The organism is Pseudomonas sp. Irchel 3H9, assembly GCF_900187495.1.
GTDB classification, from domain to species: domain Bacteria; phylum Pseudomonadota; class Gammaproteobacteria; order Pseudomonadales; family Pseudomonadaceae; genus Aquipseudomonas; species Aquipseudomonas sivasensis.
In genome coordinates this window covers 392085-410410 of sequence record NZ_FYDK01000004.1, presented here as the reverse complement: position 1 = coordinate 410410, position 18326 = coordinate 392085, and the positions used below count along the sequence as shown (strand labels likewise).

Genomic DNA, 18326 nt, shown 5'->3' with positions numbered 1-18326 from the left:
CTCCTTATCTGGTACTGAATAGGCGCCAGTGTCGCGAGGGAGTTCCCACCTGTCATGGCTTTTTTGTCAAAAGCCCCCATAGCCACAATCAATAGCGGAACTGACCGCCCTGGATCTGCGCGAGTAATTGCCCGGTGACCGGCACGTAGCAGTCCGAACCCGGCAGCCAGGCATACACCGGGTCATTGCCGGCCTTGTCCGGATCGAAAGCCTCCTCCTTGAGCTTGACCTTCTGGTACTTGAAGGTACCGGTGGTTTCCATCTTGACCTTGATCCGCAGGAACAATGGCACCGCATAGGCTGGCAACTGGCCGTGGGCGAATTGCAGCAGCTCGCGCATGTCCAGCGCGGCCAGGGACTCGCTTGGGGTGATGGCGACCATGCCCGCGCGCCCGTTGGTGTTCTCGATCTCAACGCCATACGCCACCACTTCGGCGATCTGGGGGTGTTGCAGCAGGACATTCTCAACCTCGGTGGTGGAGACGTTTTCACCCTTCCAGCGGTAAGTGTCCCCTAGGCGATCGACAAATTGCGCATGGCCGAAGCCGATGCTGCGCAACAAATCGCCGGTATTGAAGTAGCGATCGCCCTTTTCAAACACGTCATTGAGCACCACCCGGCGATTTTTTTCCGGATCGGTGTAGCCGTCGAAGGGCGATTTTTCATCGATCCTCGCCAGCAACAGCCCCTGCCCGCCCGAGGGCACCTTACGCATAAAGCCATCGCTGCCGCGCAGCGGCTCGCCGCCTTCGTGGTCATAGTCCACCAGAGCCCAATGCTGCAGGCAAAAGCCGATGGTGTTGTCGAAATTCAATACGTTGGTAAAGCCGATATTGCCGTCGCTGGCCGCGTACAGCTCGCAGATATGCTCAACGCCGTAGCGCGCCTTGAACTGCGCCCACACGCCAGGGCGCAGGCCGTTGCCGACCATCTTGGTGACGCGGTTATCACGGTCGTTTTCACTGGGCGGCTGGTCGAGCAGGTAACGGCACAACTCGCCGACATAACCGAGGGTGGTTGCCTTGAATCTGCGCGCATCGTCCCAGAACTGGCTGGCGCTGAACTTGCGGCGGATGGCAAAGCCTGACGCGCCGACAATTGCAGAGCCCCAGCACACGCACAATCCGGTGGCGTGGTAGAGCGGCAAGGTGCAATAGAGGACGTCATCCGGCCCCATGTCCAGGGCGATACTGCCGAAGCTGACGGCCGTTTTGGTCCAGCGGCCATGCTTCATGATCCCGGCCTTGGGCAGGCCGGTGGTGCCGGAGGTGTAGATATAGAAGCACGGGTCATTGAAGAAGACCTGCGCGGTGCTGGCCGGATTCTCCAGCGGGCACTCGGCGCTGACCGCCATCAGGTCGATATAACCGTCGGGCACCTCGGTGGATTGCTGATCGGCGACGAACCAGGTTCGATCAGCCTTGATCGCGACCTGATCACGCACGGTTTCATAGGAGGCCACCAGTTCCGCACCGACAATAATGGCCACTGGGCTCACCAGGTTCAGGCTGTGCACCAGCGCCGCCTGGGTTTGCGCAGTGTTGAGCATCGCGCAGATGCCACCCAGCTTGGCCACGGCAAGCACGTTCAAAAGTAATTCGGGGCGATTTTCAACGAACAGAGCCACCACGTCACCCTTGCCGATGCCCTGGGCGTGCAGGTGATGGGCGATACGGTTGGCACGCTGGTTGGCTTCGGTATAGCTGAGCACCTGATCGCCATACAACAAAGCGTTGCCATCCGGATTGCGCAGGGTGGCTTGCTCAAAGTGCCAGCCCAATCCGCAAGGCTGCGCGGGATCGGTGACATTGGCGGCACGCATGCCACGCACGACGCGTGGCAGGGCACGAACAATGGAGGGCACCTTACGCAACAGCTTGCCCCAGGTGATCATGTCGTTCTGCGGGTGGCTCATGGTGGAACATCCTTTTTCTTATTGTTCGTATGATCCAAAAGCACCCATATCTCCGTAAGAAGGAGGCCGAGTGCATTGAAGGAAAATACGTCAGCCCTTCTTCGACTGTACACGCGGGATTTGAAAAGTTTTGTATCCCAACAGACGACGACTGAAAAAGGGAATTTAGCCCCGCAAAGGGAGTCTTTATGGATAGCGGCACGCCCATCCGGCCGCGCCAAGTAACGCAAAATGCAGGATGCATGATGGCCCTTCATGCAATTTGCACGAATCTGAAAATCTCAATTTTTTATAAGCAATTGATTTACAAGGATATTTTAATAAATCAGGAGCTGGCACAATCACTGCACCTATCACTCCATGCTTGCCAAATTGAGCCAACGGAGCTGATAGACATGAGCCTGATCCAAGATAAATTCGCTTCAGTATTCTCCAACTACGACGTCACCACCCAGCCACGTCCAGACGGCGGCATCCTGCTGACACTGCGCAATGGTGAGGGCAAACAGGTCAAGCGTTCGATCTCCTACCAGCAGTTGCACACTGCCGACCAACTTACCTGGGTGATCAGCGCCATTCGCCGCGACCTGGCCGAACAAGCCAGTGACCTGCCGCAAATTTCGATGCTGCAAAGCCAGAACCGCTTTGCCCTGCCGACTTACCATTCGGCTTAAGTACTGCACATAAAAAAGGGCCGCGACGCCGTTGAGCGTCGCGGCCCTTTTTTGTTGAGGTCAGCACAGGCCTTGGCGCGCGGCCTCGTTCATCGCCTGTACACGGTTGGTGACTTCCAATTTGCCGTAGATATTGCGCAGGTGAAATTTGACGGTAGCCTCGGACGTCGCACGGATCTGACTGATTTCCCAGACGGTCTTGCCCTCGGAAGCCCAGCGTAAGATCTCCAATTCCGCTGGAGTCAGCGGCTTGCCGGACAAGCTCAGGCGTCTCCTGAGCGCGTTGGGCACGAAATACGGTGGCAGACACGGCTCCTCTGGCCCATTCATTACATTTCTCCTTCTTTTTGGCTGATCTCCTATCACCCTTCGGATTCCTCCTATTGACAGGTGATACAACTGGTGCCGCAAAGAGTTACATAACGAATGGTTTCAGTGCGCATTGGCCGCGATAAACAGCCAAGCCCTACAAGCAACTAAGCCTCTTCCCACAACAATTTCCAACTTGGCGGGGTTGAACATTCCAGCTGCCTGGTTTCAATCATCCAAACCTGGGAAACGGCTGGCAATATCATCGCCGGTGAATGCCGGGACCGCCCCTTGCACCGTTTTAGCTAAGTGCAGTGTGAACAAGTGGGGGTTCTCGCCCATATCAAACCAGTGCGCCATGCCGGCCGGGATCGCCAGCAGGTCGTTTTTCTCACAGCGCACGGCATATACGTAGTCGCCTATGTGCAGGCTGAAAAGGCCCTGGCCAGCGATGAAAAAACGCACTTCATCTTCGCTGTAACGGCGCTCAGAGAGGAACCGAGCCCGCAGCTCGTCCTTCTGCGGGTGGTCGCTTGTGACACTGAATACTGCCACCGAGACGTCGCCCAGCGCGTCGATCTGCGGCTGATAGGCGGCAATCATTTCAGCCTCGCTGGCGCCCTTCTCGATCGGGCTGGGCTGCCAGCGCTCGAACCGCACACCGTGCTCGGCCAGGGTCGCAGCGATGTCTTCGGCATGGGTCAAGACCTTGTTCGGCGTATCCGGTGAAGCGACGTGGTAGACAGCGACATAACTCATTGAAGGGTTCCTTGGTTCTGTTCGTGCAATCGAAGACCCATGATAACGGCCGCGGCCAGGGCGGCGACGCTGGCAATACTAAAGGTGAAGGTCGGCCCCAACAGGTTCCAGCTATAACCGGAATACAGCGCGCCCAGCGCACCGCCGGTGCCGGCCAAAGCGGCGTACAGCGCCTGGCCCTGGCCTTGTTGTTTATCGCCGAAGCTGCGTTGCACAAAGGCAATCGCCGCTGCATGAAAGCTGCCGAAGGTAGCCGCGTGCATGACCTGCGCCAATAGCAGCACCCAAAGAAATTCGGCAAACGAGCCCAGCAGTAACCAGCGCAGCGCCGCCAACAGGAAACTGGCCATCAACACCCGACGTACCGAGAAGCGCGTGAGGATACGGCTCATGGCCAGGAACATCAGCACTTCGGCCACTACTCCCAAGGCCCACAGCATGCCGATCACGCCACGGCTGTAGCCCAAGTGCTCAAGGTGGAGCGTGAGAAAGGTGTAATACGGCCCATGGCTCATCTGCATCAGCGCAACACACGCGTAAAACGCCAACACGCCAGGGCTACGCAGCTGCTTGAGGAAACCCTCACCGGCAAGGCGATTACCCTGGCTGGCAGGCTGCGCATTCGGCACCCACAGGCTCGCGCCAATAATCCCGGCCATGATCACCACGACCACCACCGGGTAGATATCCAGGCTCAGCCAGTCGAACAGCCGGCCCATGATCACCACGGTGAGGATAAAGCCGATGGAGCCCCACAACCGTACCTGACTGTAGCGCGACGTCTGTTTTTGCAGGTGCGCGAGGGTGATCACTTCAAACTGCGGCAGCACCGCGTGCCAGAAGAACGCATGCAGGGCCATCACCAAAGCCAGCCAGGCATAGGTCTTACTGACAAAAATCAGCGAAAAACTGACCAGGGTGCACACTGCGCCAAAACGCACGATGGCCAGGCGGCGGCCGGTGTAGTCGCCCAGCCAGCCCCACAGGTTGGGCGCCACGCAGCGCATCAGCATGGGGATGGCCACCAGCTCGCCGATACGCGCGCTGGAAAAGCCCAAGTGATCGAAGTACAGCGCCAGGAACGGCGCCGTCGCCCCCAGCAGGGCGAAGTAGAACAGGTAGAAGCTGGAGAGGCGCCAATAAGGGAGCGCTGTCACAACCAGCCCGTCACAGCTGGCCCAGTACCGGAGTGCTCACCTGCACCTCAGCATTTTGCCCACGGTTGCGCAGCAGGTGGTCCATTAACACGATGGCCATCATTGCCTCGGCAATGGGCGTAGCCCGGATGCCAACGCACGGGTCGTGGCGGCCCTTGGTGATCACATCCACCGGGTTACCGTTGACGTCAATCGAGCGGCCTGGGGTGGTGATGCTCGACGTGGCCTTGAGCGCCAGGTGCGCAACGATTGGCTGACCGGAAGAAATGCCCCCAAGGATGCCACCGGCATTGTTGCTGAGGAAACCTTGTGGGGTCATCTCATCGCGGTGCTCGGTGCCGCGCTGGGACACACACGCGAAGCCTGCGCCGATTTCCACGCCTTTTACGGCGTTGATGCTCATCAGTGCGTGGGCCAGTTCTGCATCCAGACGGTCGAAGATCGGCTCGCCCAGGCCTGGCTTGACGCCCTCTGCGACCACGGTGATCTTGGCGCCGACGGAGTCCTGGTCGCGGCGCAACTGGTCCATATAGGCTTCCAGTTCCGGCACTTTATCCGGGTCAGGACAGAAGAAAGCGTTGTCATCCACGCTGTCCCAGGTCTTGAACGGGATTTCAATCGGGCCCAACTGGCTCATGTAGCCACGGATCACGATGCCCTGGGTGGCCAGGTATTTCTTGGCGATGGCGCCAGCGGCCACGCGCATGGCGGTTTCGCGCGCGGAACTGCGGCCACCGCCACGGTAGTCGCGTTCGCCGTATTTGTGGTGATAGGTGTAGTCGGCGTGGGCCGGTCGGAACAGGTCCTTGATCGCCGAGTAGTCTTTGGACTTCTGGTCGGTGTTACGGATCAGCAGGCCGATGGCGCAACCGGTGGTACGACCTTCGAAGACGCCGGAGAGGATCTCGACTTCGTCGGGCTCCTGGCGCTGGGTGGTGTGGCGACTGGTGCCGGGTTTGCGGCGGTCGAGGTCGCGCTGCAGGTCCTCCAGGGACAGTTCCAGGCCGGGCGGGCAGCCGTCGACAATGGCGACCAACGCCGGGCCGTGGCTTTCGCCTGCGGTGGTGACAGTGAACAGCTTGCCGAAGGTATTGCCGGACATGCAGGGCGCTCCGTGAAATCAGTTGTAATCACTCGGGGGTGATAACCAAGCGCGCCAGTATACGCGGGCCAACCGACTAGTTCATCCTCGAAACCTTACCGGTCGGCACAGGTCCAACCGACACTTCACCAATGATGGCGCGATGATGCTGCGAGTTTTGCTGTTTACCCTCACCCTGTTTACCGCCGTGGCCCACGCCGCGTCCCCCGTCGTACTGCAACGGCCCATCAGCCTGGACACCGGCAGCGGCGAGCTGTTTGGTTCGCTGCTGCTGCCCCAATCCGACCATCCGGTGCCCGTGGTGCTGATTATCGCGGGCTCCGGTCCCACCGACCGCAACGGCAACAGTGCCGACGGCGCGCGCAACGACAGTCTCAAGCGCCTGGCGTGGGTGCTGGCACGACACAACATCGCCAGCGTGCGCTACGACAAGCGCGGTGTGGCCGCAAGCCTCGCCGCCACACCTGACGAGCGTAACCTGACCCTCGACGCCTACGTGGCCGACGCAGTGGCCTGGGGCAAAATGCTCAAGGCCGACAAACGCATGGGCCCGCTGATTGTGCTGGGCCACAGCGAAGGCGCGCTGGTCGCCGCCCTCGCCGCCCCGCAACTCGACCCGGCCGGTGTGATCTCCCTGTCAGGTAGCGCTCGTCCGGTGGACCAGGTCATCCGCCAGCAACTGGCCGATCACTTGCCCCCTGCCCTGCTGCTGCGCAGTAATGAAATCCTCGATCACCTCAAGGCCGGTCAGGTGGATGCCGATGTACCTGGCCCGCTGGAGGCTATTTTCCGACCCAGTGTGCAGCCTTACCTGATCAGCCTGTTCCGCGCCGATCCGTCCGCAGCCTTTGCCAAACTGCGCATGCCGGCACTGATCGTCCAGGGCACCAACGATATACAGGTCGGTGTCGGTGACGCCCAGCAACTGAAAAGGGCCAAGCCTGATGCCGAGCTGACGGTGATCGAAGGCATGAACCACGTCATGCGCATCGTGCCCAATGACGTGAAGCAGCAATTGGCCTCCTACAATGACCCGCAATTACCCCTCGCCGCAGAGCTAGGTAACCGCGTGGTGCGCTTTATCGCCGGACTTCAACCCCGTTAAGCGACAATTTGCCTCCAGTCCTCGCAAAAACGGCCGATAAGCCAAGAGTCGACAGCAAAAAGACTGTCGGCTTGCTGGGCTTGGACAGGATCGCGCCGCATGACAACCACTGAATCAACACCAGAACCGACCGCCGACACCCCGGCTGAAAAAACCGAGGCCGTCGACGCGGCGCCTCTGCCGTGGGCGGATGTCCAGGCCGAACATTTCAAGATGCTGCGCCTGGCCCCCCTGGCCACCGACCGCGCCACTGGCCTGCGGCCGTTGAGGTTCGTGCAGTTCGGCTATGCCGAGCGCAATGACAAGCAACACAGCCTGTTGCGCATGGTCATTCAGTTGCCCGGCCAGCGTGTGCGTCGCGAACAAAACCACTTGGATATCTGGGTCGACCACGACACCCATCGCGTGCATTTCGGTCCGGGCAACAGCCTGGAAATCGAGCCGGCCAACCGGGGCATCGGCCGTTTCCTCGTGGCTCAAGGCGCTGCCTGGGCTAAGAAGAAGTGGTCGCACTACCGCGTCGACGGCGTCGACCTGGCCAACAAGGACGCACTCAACGAAGCCACGCGCCTGCGCCGCGACCACTTCTTGCGCATTCAGGGTTTTGATGTGGCGTATGCCGATGTGCAGCACCTCAAAGGCAACGTACAGCCAGGCAAGGTCGGTGATGTGCTGGACAGTTGGAACACTGAGAAGGTGCAGTTCGTCGAGATCCTCGAAGCCGCGCAGATGCTGCAACAGGCCGAACAGAACCTGTTGGAACAGGAAGTGAAGCTGCGCAAGGAAGAGGAAAAAGTCACCAAGTTCAAGCGCGAGGACAGCGGGCTACGTTTCACCATCACCTGTCTGGTGGCGTTTACGGTGTTCCAGGCAGGGCTGTTGATCTGGATTGCGACACACCGCTAATAGGTTGCACTGCAATAAAAATGTGGGAGGGGGCTTGCCCCCAACAGCGGTGTATTCAGTCATGAATGTGTTGACTGAGACACTACCATCGGGGGCAAGCCCCCTCCCACACTGACCGCGTGACCCACTCAGATCCTGGCGGCAAAGACGGCCTGATGCGCCCGGCATTGCTCGGCCGTGAGCATGAACACCCCGTGCCCGCCCCGCTGGAACTCCAGCCACGCAAAGTCCACCTCTGGGTACAACGCCTCAACGTGCACCTGGCTGTTGCCCACTTCTACGATCAGCAAACCCTTCTCGGTCAGATGGTCCGCCGCTTCGGCGAGCATCCGGCGCACCAGGTTCAAACCGTCATCGCCACAGGCCAGTCCCAGCTCCGGCTCATGCTGGTATTCGTCCGGCATGTCGGCGAAGTCTTCAGCGTCCACATAAGGCGGGTTTGACACGATCAGGTCGAAACGCTGGCCTGGCAGGCCGTCGAAACCATCGCCCTGCACGGTGTATACGCGCTCGTCTACGCCGTGACGCTCGATGTTCTGGTTGGCCACTTCCAATGCTTCGAAGGACAAGTCACCCAACACGACCTCGGCGTCCTGGAACTCGTAGGCGCAGGCGATGCCGATGCAACCTGAGCCGGTGCACAGATCGAGGATGCGCGCCGGCGGTTGGGCCAGCCACGGTTCGAAGCGGTTTTCGATCAGTTCGCCGATGGGGGAACGCGGGATCAACACACGCTTGTCGACGATAAACGACATGCCGCAGAACCAGGCCTCACCCAGCAGGTAGGCGGTCGGCACGCGCTCATGGATACGGCGGTGAAGCAGGCGTTGCACATGGGAGACTTCCTCTTCTTCCAGGTTGCAGTCCAGGTAACTGTCGGCAATTTCCCACGGCAGGTTCAAGGCGCCGAGCACCAATTGCCGAGCTTCATCCCAGGCATTGTCGGTGCCATGGCCGAAAAACAGGTCTTCCCCATGGAAACGGCTGACAGCCCAACGGATATGGTCGCGCAAGGTGCGCAGGCGGGAAGTGATCACGGGGGCAGACTCCTGGAAAAAACGACTGGCGATTCTAACAGCCTTCGCCTGTACCGACGATGTACGAAAAATTGGCGCCACCCATCGGATTTCATCCAATTTGCCAGCATTGTGTTAAACAAGCCCGCCTCTTGACATGGCTGCACGCCAGCAACGGCGTACCTTACGATGGTAGCGATTCACAGAACTGCTCAGCCAGTGGACAATGTCGCAAAAGCCCCCCTCACAGGAGCCCCAGAATGTCCGTTCCAAAGACGATGTTTCAACTCAGCGGTCGCGGTTACGCAGCAGCCAACCTGAACCATGCGACCCTCGTGATCATCGACGCCCAGAAGGAATACCTCAGCGGTCCACTCGCTCTCTCGGGCATGGACGCGGCGGTCGACCATATCAAGCAACTTGTGACCTCAGCGCGCAACGCTGGCCGTCCGATCGTGCATGTGCGCCACCTGGGTACCGTCGGTGGCCTGTTCGACCCTCAGGGCGAACGCGGTGAGTTCATTCCCGGCCTTGAGCCTCAAGGCGACGAAACCATCATCGGCAAGCTGCTGCCCAGCGCCTTTCATGGCACCGGCCTGGAAAAGCACCTGCAAGACCTCGGTTCCCTGGACCTGATCGTCTGCGGTTTCATGAGCCATTCCAGCGTCAGCACCACCGTGCGCGCGGCCAAGAACCTGGGCTTTCGCTGCACCCTGGTGGAAGACGCCTGCGCCACCCGCGACCTGCCTTACAAAGGCGGCATCCTGACTGCCGAGCACGTACAGCAAACCGAAATGGCCATCATGGCCGACAACTTCGCCACCCTTGCGCTGACCAAAGATCTGATCTGATCGCCCTTCTGATGAGCGGCGCGGCAATGTTTATTGCCCCGCTCATCCGCTAAGCCTTTTGATTTGGCGCATTTGCCTCGGGTACAGGAACAAGCTGCGTATCTTCCGGTCGAAGGGCCGATACCCTGGAGGAAAGGTCGGAATGAAGATATCCGATGGTTTTGACGCTCGTCGCTTGCGCCCAAAGGGCCCGAGTAACTGGCGTCTGCGTCTGGTGGCCGGCATTGCCGCGTTGCTGGCGATTATAGGTTTGTTGCTTGCGGGCGCTGGTGGCGCCGGCTTGTTTGGTCATTCACCGGCCCTTGGCGAACTGAATGCCAGCCCAGGTGGCTCTGCCCTCCTGCTGGGCATCGGCGTGCTGGTGCTGTGGCTGGGCGTGTGGTTGTGGCGTCGTAGCCGTCGGAAAATGCGCCAGCCGTTATCACTGAATATCGCTGCACACCTGATGAAAAAACACGACTGATAGCGCTTGGATAGCGTTTCCTGCGCCCGGCCGCCGCGAATTAGGTAAACTGCCCGCCCTTCGCGGAGGCCGACATGCAAGACGACGATTTTTCCCTGTTCAAAAACGAGCTGCGCGGCGTCAAGCCGATCAAGCACGACCGCGCCGATACCGGCAAACCCAAGGCTGATCGGGCGCAAATCGCCAAACTGCGCCAGGCCGCGACCGTGCGCACCGACGCCACCGTGGATGGCCTGTCGGACCAATTCGTGATCGACGTCGGCCCCGAAGACGAGCTGATGTGGGCCCGCGATGGCGTGCAGGAAAGCCAGATGCGCAAGCTCAAGGTCGGCCAGATCCCCTTCGAAGGTAGCCTCGACCTGCACGGGATGACCGTGGAGAAAGCCCGGGAAACCCTGTGGGCCTTTCTCGCTGAAGCCACCAAATTCGAAATCCGCTGTGTACGCGTCACCCACGGCAAAGCCGTGCGGCTGGACGGTAAGCGACCGATGATCAAAAGCCACGTCAACACCTGGCTGCGCCAACACGCTCAGGTGCTGGGCTTCACCTCCTGCCAGGCCCGCCACGGCGGCGCGGGGGCGGTGTATGTAATGCTCAAGCGTACGATGATGGAAGGCCGTGACGAGTAACAAGTGACATCGTCAGGCTTGCAGCGATGTGTCCGCCACCGTAACCTTGCGCTTTGCGAAAATCCCACAGGTAGTTTCATGTCCCTGGAACAGAATTACACCGCGATCCTCGGCCAACTCGGCGAGGACGTCTCCCGCGAGGGCCTGCTCGACACGCCAAAACGTGCCGCCAAGGCGATGCAGTACCTCTGCCGCGGTTATGAGCAGACGCTGGAAGAAGTCACCAACGGTGCCTTGTTCAGCTCCGACAACAGCGAAATGGTGCTGGTCAAGGACATCGAGTTGTACTCGCTGTGCGAGCACCACCTGCTGCCGTTTATCGGCAAGGCCCACGTCGCGTACATCCCGAGTGGCAAAGTGCTGGGCCTGTCCAAGGTCGCGCGGATTGTCGACATGTATGCGCGCCGCCTGCAGATCCAGGAAAACCTCAGCCGCCAGATCGCTGATGCCGTGATGCAAGTGACCGGCGCCCTGGGCGTGGCGGTGGTGATCGAAGCTAAGCACATGTGCATGATGATGCGCGGTGTGGAGAAACAGAATTCGTCGATGATCACGTCTGTGATGCTGGGTGAGTTCCGCGAAAACGCGGCCACTCGCAGCGAGTTCCTCAGCCTGATCAAGTAATAGGCTGCGCAGAAAAAGACCGGCGTTCATCGCCGGTTTTTTTTCGCCTGCAGAATTAAGGTAAGCTGCGGCCCCTTCTTCATGGGCAAGAGGTTTCAGCCATGTTCGTCAAAGCACTTCGAGTGGGCCTCGGCCACGTCATCATCGCCGGCGACTTACTTACCCGTCCGCGCAAAAAGCAGCGCCCTGCCGAACAACAGGCGCAGGTGAACGCAGCGGCCAAGGACCTGACCCTGTATCAATTCCACGCCTGCCCGTTCTGCGTGAAGACCCGCCGCACCCTGCACCGCCTGAATGTGCCGGTGGCGCTGAAGGATGCGAAGAACAACGAGCAGGACCGCCAGACCCTGCTGGAGCAAGGCGGCAAGATCAAGGTGCCGTGCCTGCGCATCGAAGAAAACGGCCAGACCACTTGGATGTATGACTCCAAGGTGATCATCGATTACCTCGATAAGCGGTTTGCCGCGATCTGACAAACATCGCAAAACTAATGTGGGAGGGAGCTTGCCCCCGATGAGGGAGTGTCAGTCACTGGATTAGCCGGCTGACACTCCGCTCTCGGGGGGCAAGCCCCCTCCCACATTCAGTCCAGTGTTATCAATTCCAGATCCAGCAGCGCCGAGCCCAGGCACTTGCCGTGCGCATCCAGCGCCAGCGAGCGAGTCACCCCGCCACGCAGAATCCCCGGCAGCACAAAGTTCAACGCCTGCACGTTCGGCAATTCATAGCGTCGAACCGGTGCCGCACCCGGCTCCAACAGCCCGGCGAAGTACGCAGCCACACGCTCGGCCGTGAGCTGCTCACGCAGCAACGGATAATCCTCGGCGCGATAGGCAATGATTGAGACGTTTGAGGTGTCGCCCTTATCCCCGGTGCGGGAATGGGCCAGCGTGTGCAGTTTCATGCTTCGATCCTCGGGTTGACCGCGTCTCGGGGCAGCAGCAACGAGGCCACCGCCACCACTTGCCGTACGCTTTTACTGGCACCGCCGCCGCCGGACGGGCCGTTGGTGTAAAGGGTTTCCACTTCATTACCGACGCGCACCGCGTCCCCTCGGTCTTCACAACGCGCCGCCACGCGCAGACGCACTTCCCAGGGCTCTACGCTGCTGCGTGGACCGTGGAGCGAGTCCATGCCAATCAGTTCGGCGCGTAGGTCTTGCATCTTCACACCCATCAGTTTCAAACGCTTGAGTACGACATCCCGCGCCAGTTGCGCCCGTGCGACTGCACCCGGGCCGCCGTAGGACATCTGCCCCTCACCGATCCAGCCGTCGAGATAACCGACGCTGACCTTCAGTTGCTCGGGTCGCGCACGGCCATTGGCCCCTTGGGCACGCACGCGATCAACCCCCTCTTCGACGAACCCCACCTGGGAAAAATCCGCCGTCACGTCCGGCGTCAGGTACGCCGCCGGATCATGCACTTCGTAGATCAGTTGTTCGGTACACGTCGCGCGGCTGACCCGCCCACCGGAGCCCGCAACCTTGGTGATCACGGCCTCACCGTCGGCATCGATCTCGGCCAACGGGAAACCCAGGCGCGCCAAATCGTCCACATCCTTGAAACCAGGATCGGCAAAATAACCACCGCTGACCTGCCCTGCACACTCCAGCAAATGCCCGACCAATGTGCCACGGCCCAGGCGCAGCCAATCGTCCGCCGTCCAACCGAACTCAAACATCTGCGGGGCCAGGAACAACGACGGATCTGCCACGCGCCCGGTAATCACCACGTCCGCCTCGGCGTGCAACGCATCAATAATGCCGTCGACACCCAGGTAGGCATTCGCGGAAATCAACCGCTCACCCAGTGAGCCAACGGTCTGTCCGTTATCGAGCACGTGATCGGGCTGCAACACTGACAGCACGTCGTCACCCACCACAGCTACAACGTTGAGGCTCAACCCCAATTCACTGGCAATCCGCCGCACTTCAAGCGCCGCCGACACCGGGTTGGCCGCGCCCATATTGGTGATCACGCGCAAGCGACGACGCGCGGTCTGCCTTCCAACAAACGGCAACACGCGGCGCATGCGCTCACTCAGCAACGGATCGTAGCCACCCTGTGGATCGCTGATACGGGCCTGTTGTGCCAAGGCGATGGTGCGTTCGGCCAGGCATTCGAACACGAGGTAATCCAGGTTACCGTGTTCGGCCAGCTCCACGGCAGGTTCGATACGGTCGCCGGAGTAGCCGGCGCCGGAACCGATACGCAAGGTTTTCATCTCAGATCACTCCCAGGAGCAACGCAGTCAGGGTCATCAACACTGACGCGGCAAACAGAAAAGGGATGGTAAAGCACTGGTGATCGGCCAGTTCGATCTTGCACAGGCCCACCAACAGGAAGGTCGCAGGGGTCAGCGGGCTGACCGGGAAACCGGTGGTGTGCACGCCCAGCAACGAGGCTTGGGCCACTTGCAGCGGGTCGACGCCCAAGGCCTTGCCGACTTCGGCGATCACCGGCATCACGCCGAAATAGTAGGAATCGGGGTCAAACAACATGCTCAGCGGCATCGACAGAAAGCCCACGACTGCCGGGATCAGCTTTCCGTGGCCGGCCGGAATCTGCGCCACCGCCACTTCGGCAATCGCCTTGAGCATGCCGGTGCCTTGCATGATGCCGGTGAACACCCCGGCGGCGAGCAGGATGCTGGCCATGGTCAGGGCGGTTTTCGCATGGGCGTCGATGCGAGCGCGCTGGGCGTCGACATTCGGGTAGTTGATGCACAGCGCCACCACGGTGCCGAGCATGAACATCACCACCGGGTCGACCCAACCGGCAATCATCACCACCATCACCAGCACAGTGAGGATCAGGTTGACCCAGAACAGGCGCGGCCGACGCAGCTTGATGTCGTCGTCGCTAAGCACCCGTTGCGGCATCGCATCCACGCTGGAGCCAGCGCCCAGGCCCAGGCGTTTTTCTTCACGCTGGCCGAGCCACCAGGCACAGGCGAAAACAAAGATCAGGCCGACGATCTGCACCGGGATCAGCGGTTGGAACAGGTCCGCCACGGGCACATGCAACGCTGCCGAAGAGCGCAGCACCGGTCCGGTCCAGGGCAAAAAGTTGACGCCGGCGGCCATAGCGCACACACAGGCGAGGATGCGTTTGTCGATCCCCAGCCGCGTGTACAGCGGCAGCATCGCGGGCACCGTGACCAAAAACGTTACCGCGCCGGAACCGTCCAAATGCACCAGCAGGGCCAGGGTCGCGGTACCGACGACGATGCGTGTTGGACGCGTCCCGACCGTACGCAGGATGCGATCAATGATGGGGTCGAGCATGCCGGCATCGGTCATGATCCCGAAAAATAGAATCGCAAACACAAACATGCCCACCACCGGGGCGACGTTCTTGATCCCCGTAATGATGAAGGCACTGGTTTGCAGGCCGAACCCGCCGAGCAGCGCGGCGATGATCGGCAAGGCGATCAGGGCCACCAGTGGTGAGAGGCGTTTGCTCATGACGGCAGCGAGCAGGCACAGGATGGTAATGACACCCAGGGTTGCGAGCATGGGTTACTCCAGAGCGGCCTTTTTGGCCGGTTATTGTTTTCCCTGGAGTATTGGAAGCGCGTTACTCTTTGTAAATTGGAATATTCACCACCGTATGTTCGGAAAAACAAAATGAAGCCGCGCCTATGAAAAATAGCATCCAGCATATTCAAGCCTTCCTCGCAGTCGCCCGTACCGGCAGCTTTACCAAGGCGGCCAATGAGCTGCATCTGTCGCCTTCGGCACTCACGGTTCAGGTTCAGCAATTGGAAGATTGGCTGGGTGTCACCCTGCTCGACCGCAGCCCGCGCCATGTCAGCATCACCGCTGCCGGCCAGGAGGCGCGTGGCCCCATGGAAAAATTGCTGCTGGACCTGGACAACATTGTCACCGGCTCGCGCGACCTCGCCGCCCTGCGCCGAGGGGTGGTCACCATCGCCGCCCTGCCCTCAGTGTGCGCTGGCACTTTACCGCCGGCCTTGCGCCTGTTTCGCGAACGCTTCGCCGGCATCGAAGTACGGTTGCATGACCTGGTCGCCCACCGCATTCATGCCCAGGTGCGCGCAGGGGAAGTGGATTTTGGCATCGGCGTACGTGCACGACTCAGCCATGGACTGGATTTTCTGCCGGTGCTGAATGATCGGTTGTGTGCGTTTGTACCGCTGGATCATCCCCTCGCCCACCATCGCCAGTTGACCCTGCAGCAATTGGCAGACCAGCCGATCATCCTCACCGGGCGCGACAGCAGTGTGCGTGAGCACGTGGATGCGCTGTTTGATGAAACACGGCTGACGCTGAACGCCGGCATGGAGGCCAACTACATGTCGACGGTGCTGGCGTTGGTGCGCCAGGGGCTGGGAATCAGTGTGCTGCCGGAGTCGGCGGCGGACAGTCTGGAAGGGTTGAAACGCATCAACATCGATCATCCCGGAGTGAAAAGGGAGATCGGGTTGATCAGTCGAAGCGGGATGGGGCTGAGCCCGGCGGCCCAGCGGTGTTTTGAGCTCCTGAGCCAGACACTGCCCGGCTGATGCACTATCACGGCTATGCCGTGTATTTTCCCTGCCGGCACTGGCGCGTTTCAGCAAACTGAATCGGACCCCACCGGCGCACAACACGAGATTTAAGACATGGAAGAAACACTGATACTGGTGGACGGGAACGATCGTCAAATCGGTACTGGTTTAAAGCTGCAGGTGCACCGTGAAGGGCTGCTGCACCGAGCGTTTTCCATTTTCATATTCGACCACAAAGGTCGGCTGCTCCTGCAACGGCGCGCTGCTGGCAAATATCACTCCGCGAACCTATGGACGAATACGTGCTGCGGGCATCCGCGCCCCGGCGAAGAGACTGAACACGCAGCCCATCGACGGCTCGGTGAAGAGATGGGTTTGGCCTGCCCTTTGCGTGAGGTCATGACGCTGACCTACCAGGCCCGCGTCCCAGGGAATTTGATCGAGCATGAGTTCGATCATATTTATATCGGCACGTTTGATGGCGAACCGCAGGCCAACCCAACCGAGGCCTCTGAATGGCGCTGGATAGAAATCCCGGGCTTGCAGCAGTGGATCGACACCGAGCCCGAAGCGTTGACCGCCTGGTTCAACGTCATCCTCGCTCACCCGGCCTGTCGGCTGGAAGACTGGCGACTGCAGGCCATGATGGAAAATCCCCGCGCGCCTTTCGCGTACCAGGATGAAATCCTTCCCCAGGTATCGCGCACGTTTGCCTTGACCATTCCTCAATTGCCAGCCGAACTTCGCCCGGCAGTAGCTAATTCCTATCTGCTGTGCCGAATGGCAGACACGATAGAAGACGAACCCGGTCTCACGTCCGCTCAAAAACGCTATTACCAACGTCGGTATTTTGAGGTGATCAGTGGCCAGGGGGACGCAAAATGCTTGAGCGATGAATTGACTCAGCACCTGACGGAGCAAACCCTTGCAGCCGAGCGCGAGCTGATCAGACATATGCCTTTGATATTGGCCGTTAACGACACGCTCAATCCGGCCAAGCGAAGGGCGATCCTTGATTGCCTGAACATAATGACCACAGGGATGGCCGAGTTTCAGGACAAGGCCGGTCTACAGGGATTGGCTACACGCACGGAGTTGGACCGCTACTGCTATTACGTAGCGGGCGTTGTCGGGGAAACACTAACCGAGTTTTTCATCGACTTTGAGCCGCAACTGTCAACGCAACGCGAAACCCTGAAACACCTGGCACGTTCATTCGGCACCGGGTTGCAGTTGACCAATATTCTCAAGGATCAGTGGGAGGATCGTTCCCGGGGAGTTTGTTGGCTGCCGCAGGATCTACTGGCCGAATATCATCTGCAGCCTTGCGTTTTGCAGGCCGGAGTCCGTGATCCCAAGCATGTCCAAGTTGTAGGGCAAATGGTTGGCACCGCCAACGCTCACTTACAGCGAGCGCTGCAGTTTGCGTTGCTGATCCCAGCCAGGCATCCAGGTATTCGTCGGTTCATGGTCTGGACCATCGGCCTGGCGTTGCTGACATTACGCAACGTCCAGGCACACCCGGAGGCCCCCTCGAAGGTATCCCGCGCAGAAGTGGCCTGGATCATGGGCCTGACGCGATTATCCCAGCGCTCTGACACAGGCCTGCGATGGCTTTACACACTCGCTGCGCGCCAATTGCCTTTCACCGCGCTTGCGCCCGAGCAGCCATCGCCCCCAAATCCATAGCCTGTCAGTCCAGCATTGCCACGTGCTTGGGATGGCTGGCCACGCGCTTCAACCAGGCCTGCACAGCCGGGTACGGCGCTAAATCAAAACCACCTTCATGGGCCACATGGGTGTAGGCATACAGCGCGATATCGGCAATCGAATACTGCTCGCCCACCAGATAGGGCGTGGTTTGCAGTTGCCGCTCCATCACCCGCAATGCCTTGTAGCCGCCTTTATGGGTGGTTTTGTATTCCTCAAGGCGATCCTCTGGCATGTTCAGGTAAAGCTGAATAAACCGCGCTACCGCAATGTAGGGCTCGTGGCTGTACTGCTCGAAGAACTGCCATTGCAACACTTGCGTGCGCAAACGCGGTTCGATCGGCAAGAACTCGCTGCCGTCGGCGAGGAAGTTGAGGATCGCGTTGGATTCCCACAAGCAAGTACCGTCTTCCAGTTCCAGCACGGGGATTTTGCCGTTGGGGTTCTTGGCCAGGAATTCGGGGGTTTCGGTGTCACCCTTGAGGATGTCCACATCCACCCATTGGTACGGGACGCCCAAGAGGTTAAGCATCAGTTTGATCTTGTAGCAGTTGCCCGACTTGTAATCGCCATAAACCTTATACATGGGGC

Annotated in this window: 20 protein-coding genes; 10 read left to right on the top strand and 10 right to left on the bottom strand. The window is 59.9% G+C overall.

Translation table 11 applies throughout. The features are described from left to right. Positions 1–88 precede the first annotated feature (88 nt). On the bottom strand, positions 89–1915 hold the full coding sequence (locus CKW32_RS17070) for a long-chain-acyl-CoA synthetase (protein WP_095185472.1): 1827 nt from the start codon (positions 1913–1915) through the stop codon (positions 89–91). Between the two features lie 395 nt (positions 1916–2310). Between CKW32_RS17070 and CKW32_RS17065 the strand changes: the two genes are divergently transcribed. Then, entirely contained in the window at positions 2311–2589 is a 279-nt protein-coding gene (locus CKW32_RS17065) for a DUF3509 domain-containing protein (protein WP_032888048.1), read from the top strand. Positions 2590–2649: 60 nt separating this feature from the next. Here the strand turns inward: CKW32_RS17065 and CKW32_RS17060 are convergent, their stop codons facing one another. The 4 genes from CKW32_RS17060 to aroC form a co-directional block, all read right to left on the bottom strand. Further along, entirely contained in the window at positions 2650–2919 is a 270-nt protein-coding gene (locus tag CKW32_RS17060; protein ID WP_095185471.1) for a response regulator transcription factor, read from the bottom strand. A gap of 207 nt (positions 2920–3126) precedes the next feature. Beyond that, on the bottom strand, positions 3127–3657 hold the full coding sequence (locus CKW32_RS17055; protein ID WP_095185470.1) for an acireductone dioxygenase: 531 nt from the start codon (positions 3655–3657) through the stop codon (positions 3127–3129). Then, the gene (locus CKW32_RS17050; protein WP_163035001.1) at positions 3654–4820 is read right to left on the bottom strand and encodes an MFS transporter; all 1167 of its coding nucleotides are present in this window, start codon (positions 4818–4820) and stop codon (positions 3654–3656) included. The genes CKW32_RS17055 and CKW32_RS17050 overlap by 4 nt, the downstream gene beginning before the upstream one ends. A 4-nt stretch (positions 4821–4824) precedes the next feature. Further along, the gene (gene aroC / locus CKW32_RS17045) at positions 4825–5916 is read right to left on the bottom strand and encodes a chorismate synthase (RefSeq protein ID WP_032888040.1); all 1092 of its coding nucleotides are present in this window, start codon (positions 5914–5916) and stop codon (positions 4825–4827) included. Positions 5917–6058: 142 nt separating this feature from the next. Here aroC and CKW32_RS17040 point away from each other — a divergent pair, with 142 nt between their 5' ends. Both CKW32_RS17040 and CKW32_RS17035 read left to right on the top strand, forming a co-directional pair. Next, positions 6059–7021 (top strand): alpha/beta hydrolase, encoded by a 963-nt coding sequence (locus CKW32_RS17040; RefSeq protein ID WP_095185468.1) that lies wholly within the window; start codon positions 6059–6061, stop codon positions 7019–7021. 99 nt (positions 7022–7120) lie between these two features. Next, the gene (locus CKW32_RS17035) at positions 7121–7927 is read left to right on the top strand and encodes a hypothetical protein (protein WP_095185467.1); all 807 of its coding nucleotides are present in this window, start codon (positions 7121–7123) and stop codon (positions 7925–7927) included. A 128-nt stretch (positions 7928–8055) separates the two neighbouring features. Here CKW32_RS17035 and prmB read toward each other — a convergent pair whose 3' ends face one another. Continuing rightward, positions 8056–8964, bottom strand: coding sequence for a 50S ribosomal protein L3 N(5)-glutamine methyltransferase (gene prmB, locus CKW32_RS17030; RefSeq protein WP_095185466.1), 909 nt, complete (start codon positions 8962–8964; stop codon positions 8056–8058). 239 nt (positions 8965–9203) lie between these two features. Between prmB and CKW32_RS17025 the strand changes: the two genes are divergently transcribed. The 5 genes from CKW32_RS17025 to CKW32_RS17005 all read left to right on the top strand — a co-directional run bounded on the left by CKW32_RS17025 (position 9204) and on the right by CKW32_RS17005 (position 11983). Beyond that, complete coding sequence (locus CKW32_RS17025) at positions 9204–9794, top strand: cysteine hydrolase family protein (RefSeq protein WP_095185465.1); 591 nt, start codon at positions 9204–9206, stop codon at positions 9792–9794. A 142-nt stretch (positions 9795–9936) separates the two neighbouring features. Beyond that, positions 9937–10257, top strand: coding sequence for a hypothetical protein (locus CKW32_RS17020; RefSeq protein ID WP_095185464.1), 321 nt, complete (start codon positions 9937–9939; stop codon positions 10255–10257). Positions 10258–10331: 74 nt separating this feature from the next. Continuing rightward, positions 10332–10886, top strand: coding sequence for a Smr/MutS family protein (locus CKW32_RS17015; protein WP_095185463.1), 555 nt, complete (start codon positions 10332–10334; stop codon positions 10884–10886). Between the two features lie 78 nt (positions 10887–10964). Further along, entirely contained in the window at positions 10965–11510 is a 546-nt protein-coding gene (gene folE / locus CKW32_RS17010; RefSeq protein WP_003442011.1) for a GTP cyclohydrolase I FolE, read from the top strand. 101 nt (positions 11511–11611) lie between these two features. Beyond that, entirely contained in the window at positions 11612–11983 is a 372-nt protein-coding gene (locus tag CKW32_RS17005) for a glutathione S-transferase N-terminal domain-containing protein (RefSeq protein ID WP_032888027.1), read from the top strand. Between the two features lie 110 nt (positions 11984–12093). On the opposite strand, the gene CKW32_RS17000 is transcribed toward CKW32_RS17005, so the two are convergent. From CKW32_RS17000 to CKW32_RS16990, 3 genes are read right to left on the bottom strand one after another with little or no spacing between them, the layout of a single operon-like run. Beyond that, positions 12094–12414 carry a hypothetical protein gene (locus tag CKW32_RS17000; RefSeq protein ID WP_032888025.1) on the bottom strand — a complete coding sequence of 107 codons (321 nt, stop codon included), beginning with the start codon at positions 12412–12414 and terminating at the stop codon, positions 12094–12096. Then, a complete protein-coding gene (locus CKW32_RS16995; protein ID WP_095185462.1) occupies positions 12411–13736 on the bottom strand; it encodes an acyclic terpene utilization AtuA family protein in 1326 nt (441 codons plus the stop codon). The genes CKW32_RS17000 and CKW32_RS16995 overlap by 4 nt, the downstream gene beginning before the upstream one ends. Position 13737: 1 nt before the next feature. Next, positions 13738–15030: a CitMHS family transporter gene (locus CKW32_RS16990; protein ID WP_095185461.1), complete on the bottom strand. Its 1293-nt coding sequence runs from the start codon at positions 15028–15030 to the stop codon at positions 13738–13740. Between the two features lie 125 nt (positions 15031–15155). Between CKW32_RS16990 and CKW32_RS16985 the strand changes: the two genes are divergently transcribed. Then, positions 15156–16040: a LysR family transcriptional regulator gene (locus CKW32_RS16985; protein WP_095185460.1), complete on the top strand. Its 885-nt coding sequence runs from the start codon at positions 15156–15158 to the stop codon at positions 16038–16040. A gap of 99 nt (positions 16041–16139) precedes the next feature. Then, a complete protein-coding gene (gene idi / locus CKW32_RS16975) occupies positions 16140–17714 on the top strand; it encodes an isopentenyl-diphosphate Delta-isomerase (protein WP_256585337.1) in 1575 nt (524 codons plus the stop codon). 4 nt (positions 17715–17718) lie between these two features. Here the strand turns inward: idi and CKW32_RS16970 are convergent, their stop codons facing one another. Further along, the gene (locus CKW32_RS16970; RefSeq protein WP_032888018.1) at positions 17719–18321 is read right to left on the bottom strand and encodes a glutathione S-transferase family protein; all 603 of its coding nucleotides are present in this window, start codon (positions 18319–18321) and stop codon (positions 17719–17721) included. Positions 18322–18326 lie beyond the last annotated feature (5 nt).

Excerpts from the sequence above, each read along its gene's own strand:
- aroC (WP_032888040.1), bottom strand. The coding sequence starts at position 5,916 with ATGTCCGGCAATACCTTCGGCAAGCTGTTCACTGTCACCACCGCAGGC.
- CKW32_RS17005 (WP_032888027.1), top strand. The coding sequence starts at position 11,612 with ATGTTCGTCAAAGCACTTCGAGTGGGCCTCGGCCACGTCATCATCGCC.
- CKW32_RS17020 (WP_095185464.1), top strand. The coding sequence starts at position 9,937 with ATGAAGATATCCGATGGTTTTGACGCTCGTCGCTTGCGCCCAAAGGGC.
- CKW32_RS16985 (WP_095185460.1), top strand. The coding sequence starts at position 15,156 with ATGAAAAATAGCATCCAGCATATTCAAGCCTTCCTCGCAGTCGCCCGT.
- CKW32_RS16995 (WP_095185462.1), bottom strand. The coding sequence starts at position 13,736 with ATGAAAACCTTGCGTATCGGTTCCGGCGCCGGCTACTCCGGCGACCGT.
- CKW32_RS17040 (WP_095185468.1), top strand. The coding sequence starts at position 6,059 with ATGATGCTGCGAGTTTTGCTGTTTACCCTCACCCTGTTTACCGCCGTG.
- CKW32_RS17025 (WP_095185465.1), top strand. The coding sequence starts at position 9,204 with ATGTCCGTTCCAAAGACGATGTTTCAACTCAGCGGTCGCGGTTACGCA.
- CKW32_RS17015 (WP_095185463.1), top strand. The coding sequence starts at position 10,332 with ATGCAAGACGACGATTTTTCCCTGTTCAAAAACGAGCTGCGCGGCGTC.
- CKW32_RS17060 (WP_095185471.1), bottom strand. The coding sequence starts at position 2,919 with ATGAATGGGCCAGAGGAGCCGTGTCTGCCACCGTATTTCGTGCCCAAC.
- CKW32_RS16970 (WP_032888018.1), bottom strand. The coding sequence starts at position 18,321 with ATGTATAAGGTTTATGGCGATTACAAGTCGGGCAACTGCTACAAGATC.
- CKW32_RS17035 (WP_095185467.1), top strand. The coding sequence starts at position 7,121 with ATGACAACCACTGAATCAACACCAGAACCGACCGCCGACACCCCGGCT.
- CKW32_RS16990 (WP_095185461.1), bottom strand. The coding sequence starts at position 15,030 with ATGCTCGCAACCCTGGGTGTCATTACCATCCTGTGCCTGCTCGCTGCC.
- folE (WP_003442011.1), top strand. The coding sequence starts at position 10,965 with ATGTCCCTGGAACAGAATTACACCGCGATCCTCGGCCAACTCGGCGAG.
- CKW32_RS17055 (WP_095185470.1), bottom strand. The coding sequence starts at position 3,657 with ATGAGTTATGTCGCTGTCTACCACGTCGCTTCACCGGATACGCCGAAC.
- CKW32_RS17000 (WP_032888025.1), bottom strand. The coding sequence starts at position 12,414 with ATGAAACTGCACACGCTGGCCCATTCCCGCACCGGGGATAAGGGCGAC.
- CKW32_RS17065 (WP_032888048.1), top strand. The coding sequence starts at position 2,311 with ATGAGCCTGATCCAAGATAAATTCGCTTCAGTATTCTCCAACTACGAC.
- idi (WP_256585337.1), top strand. The coding sequence starts at position 16,140 with ATGGAAGAAACACTGATACTGGTGGACGGGAACGATCGTCAAATCGGT.
- CKW32_RS17070 (WP_095185472.1), bottom strand. The coding sequence starts at position 1,915 with ATGAGCCACCCGCAGAACGACATGATCACCTGGGGCAAGCTGTTGCGT.